The sequence below is a fragment of the Corallococcus praedator genome (assembly GCF_003612125.1).
Classification (GTDB): Bacteria; Myxococcota; Myxococcia; order Myxococcales; family Myxococcaceae; genus Corallococcus; species Corallococcus praedator.
The window spans coordinates 1-416 of sequence record NZ_RAWI01001211.1 but is presented as its reverse complement, the minus strand read 5'-3'; the positions used below and the strand labels follow the sequence as shown (position 1 = coordinate 416).

At 61.3% G+C, this 416-nt stretch carries 1 protein-coding gene; it reads right to left on the bottom strand.

Annotated features, from left to right (window positions below; translation table 11 throughout):
• On the bottom strand, positions 1–416 hold a 416-nt coding region (locus tag D7Y13_RS43775; RefSeq protein ID WP_158626250.1), incomplete at both ends, for a TolC family protein.

The window sequence follows — 416 nt, the reverse complement described above, 5'->3', positions numbered from 1 at the left end:
ACCCCGAAGAGCGTCTCACGAATCGTGAACCGATGCTCCAGTTGCGCCACCGTGGCGGAAAGCCTCCCGAGCCGGAACGCCGGAAAAACGGTGAAATCCACCAACGGTTGCTCGAGCGACGCCCCGATATTTCGCGTTTCGCCTTTCGTGAATCCCCGCCGCGGTGACGAGGTAATGAATCCGTCACTCGTGATCGCTGGTGACCGCCCGCTGCTGGTTTGCTGCGCGCGGTCGTAGCTGAGGTTCCCGCTGAGTTGCGGTCCCAGCCGGGTCAGGGCGCTCCACGGCAGCAGGTTTGCCTTCCGAATTTCATAGCCCGCGATCTTGATCGATTGATCGCTGGCAAGCGTGCGTTCGTACGCTTCCTCCAGCGTGATCGTCGGTTCGCTCGACGTCGTTTCAGCTCGGGATCGAAT